Annotated in this window: 3 protein-coding genes; 2 read left to right on the top strand and 1 reads right to left on the bottom strand. The window is 50.3% G+C overall.

Annotation, left to right across the window (positions count from 1 at the left end; genetic code table 11):
* Window positions 1–230: 230 nt before the first annotated feature.
* Window positions 231–371, bottom strand: coding sequence for a hypothetical protein (locus ACJROR_RS11070; RefSeq protein WP_406547106.1), 141 nt, complete (start codon window positions 369–371; stop codon window positions 231–233).
* Between the two features lie 508 nt (window positions 372–879).
* On the opposite strand from ACJROR_RS11070, the gene ACJROR_RS11065 reads away from it, so the two are divergent.
* Both ACJROR_RS11065 and ACJROR_RS11060 read left to right on the top strand, forming a co-directional pair.
* Entirely contained in the window at window positions 880–1,281 is a 402-nt protein-coding gene (locus ACJROR_RS11065; RefSeq protein ID WP_406038763.1) for a hypothetical protein, read from the top strand.
* 33 nt (window positions 1,282–1,314) lie between these two features.
* Window positions 1,315–1,983: a bifunctional 4-hydroxy-2-oxoglutarate aldolase/2-dehydro-3-deoxy-phosphogluconate aldolase gene (locus tag ACJROR_RS11060; protein WP_406547105.1), complete on the top strand. Its 669-nt coding sequence runs from the start codon at window positions 1,315–1,317 to the stop codon at window positions 1,981–1,983.
* The last annotated feature ends 94 nt before the right edge of the window (window positions 1,984–2,077 follow it).

Raw genomic sequence — 2,077 nt, 5'->3', positions numbered from 1 at the left:
CTTCAGGTCTTATCATATTTCCAAGGCATTGCCTGCTCAAGAAACAGCATTTCTTCTTTCATCGGACAGTGATTCATCTTTCATCTCACTTTCTGCGAACACCCATGTATCTGAACAGAAATTCAAGATAATCTTCCAGTTGAGTTCCATGAACTTTGCAGGTTTCATGATATCGATGAGAATACACCAGCGGACTTCGCTCCCTTAGCAGAGCTAAATCCGCTGGTCATTTAATGTCTCAGCTCGGCATAGTCACGGACAGATGTCTCGGCGGCCGAGTTATCCAGAGGAATAGCGCTGTCCTCCGGGATTCTGGTGAGTTTTTCCCGCTGATTGAGAGTATTTGACTGCTTTGATGAATTTAACCGCATAGATCCGAGCTGACTTGACTGCCCCTTTACATCAGTGAATTTGCACCGGCGCGCGGCGGGGAACTCATGAGTAACGGAGACTCTGGGCTGCCCCTGAAGATGCTGATCCGCAGAAGAAGCTCTGAATCGGCGAGCCTGCATATCCGAACTGGGATCCTGATAAGCTGTGAGAGGGGATCCTGCAAGACCGGAAACTTGTTAAGAAAGTCCTTCAGACTTTAACTTCGCCCGTGGCTCATAAGGTGATGGCGGGCTTTTTGCCAGATCCGGGTTTTCTGCCAGTCAGACAGCATCAGCGGATATTGGACTGAACAGTGTCCTTCGCGGGTTCTCCGGGAAGGGCCGGAGAGACCGGAAATCGGGCCGCCCCGGCGGGGGTGATAATTTTTTTCAGAAAAGCCCGGTCATTTGGCTTAAAATAGCACCTGCTGTTATGATGGCGCGGAATTCCGGAAGGGGGAGATCTTTTTCGGAAAAAAGCGGTTTTTAAGGTGTCTGGGAGACGGCCATGAAAAAGAACGATTTCGAGTTTGTGCCCGATAGTGAAGCGGTTTCAGGAGAGGATGACGAGGAGATCGTGAAGTACGATCCCCGGGATCCGAATCGGGATCTTTATGACGAAAACGGCAATATCAGTCAGGAAACCTATTACACCAGCGATGAAAACGGCTCCTTTGAGAGCAATGTGATATTCAACGAGGACGGCCGGCCGGTGGACGCCGACGGCCGGGTTACCGGCAATGATGACGACTTTGCCATGTTTGTCGGCCGGGATGATGATTTTTTCTACGATCCCGATGAAGATGAGGATGATGACGATGACAGCATCTTCGACATTCTCACTGACGGCATGATGGATGACGACGAATTTGATTACGACGATGATGACAATGATAATTCGGGAAGATAAGGTTTAAGTAACGGGAATTCGGGAACATCGCTCATGAAGGAACTCTCCGGCGGCCGGGGCTGCTTTCAGGATAATCTCCTCAGGCTCATTGCGGAAAGCAGGATTATCCCCATTATCGATGCGGTAAAGCCCGAGCAGCTGGAAAGGCTGGTGGATCTTTATTATCAGGCGGGTTTTCGGACGCTGGAAATGAAAATGGATTCCCGGTTTATGGAGGCCTTCGTCAACATCGCCCGCCGGGATTATCCGGAAATCTATCTTCTGGCCGGCACCTGCCGTTCCCCCCGGGATATCCGCCGGGCCTCCTTCCTTGGCATGGACATCACAATTTCTCCGGTGTTTGATCCCGAGCTCATCAAGTATGCCTGTCTCCACAGCATTCCCTATATTCCGGCGGTAAGCAATGCCGAGATGCTGGGACAGGTTATTACGCTGGGGTTTTCGGTAGTGAAGTTTTATCCTGCGGAACAAAAGGGCGGCGCTTCCTTTATCGGCGGTCTTTATCCGGAGTACGACGTCAGGATCATGGCCACCGGAGGCATCACTCTGGACAAGATTCCGGAGTATCTCAAACTGGATAACGTGGCAGCAGTCTGCACCTCTCATATAGTAAGCCCCAGACTGATGCTTGATAATAACTGGGCTGAAATTGAAAAACGTGTCAAGACAGCCGAACGGCTGTTACAGGAAAGCAAAGGCTGAAAGGCTTTTAAAGGATCGCAACATGGCTGAAAAGAAATTAATTCCCCTGCAGATACTTACCGGATTTCTGGGAAGCGGCAAAACCTCTCTTTTG

The organism is Succinimonas sp. (assembly GCF_045225735.1).
In the GTDB taxonomy this organism is placed as follows: Bacteria; Pseudomonadota; Gammaproteobacteria; order Enterobacterales; family Succinivibrionaceae; genus Succinimonas.
The sequence above is the reverse complement of the archived record's forward strand: the minus strand, read 5'-3'. Positions and strand labels throughout refer to the sequence as shown.

Bases quoted from the DNA above. Each gene is read 5' to 3' on its own strand.
- ACJROR_RS11070 (WP_406547106.1), bottom strand. From the start codon at position 371: ATGCGGTTAAATTCATCAAAGCAGTCAAATACTCTCAATCAGCGGGAA.
- ACJROR_RS11065 (WP_406038763.1), top strand. From the start codon at position 880: ATGAAAAAGAACGATTTCGAGTTTGTGCCCGATAGTGAAGCGGTTTCA.
- ACJROR_RS11060 (WP_406547105.1), top strand. From the start codon at position 1,315: ATGAAGGAACTCTCCGGCGGCCGGGGCTGCTTTCAGGATAATCTCCTC.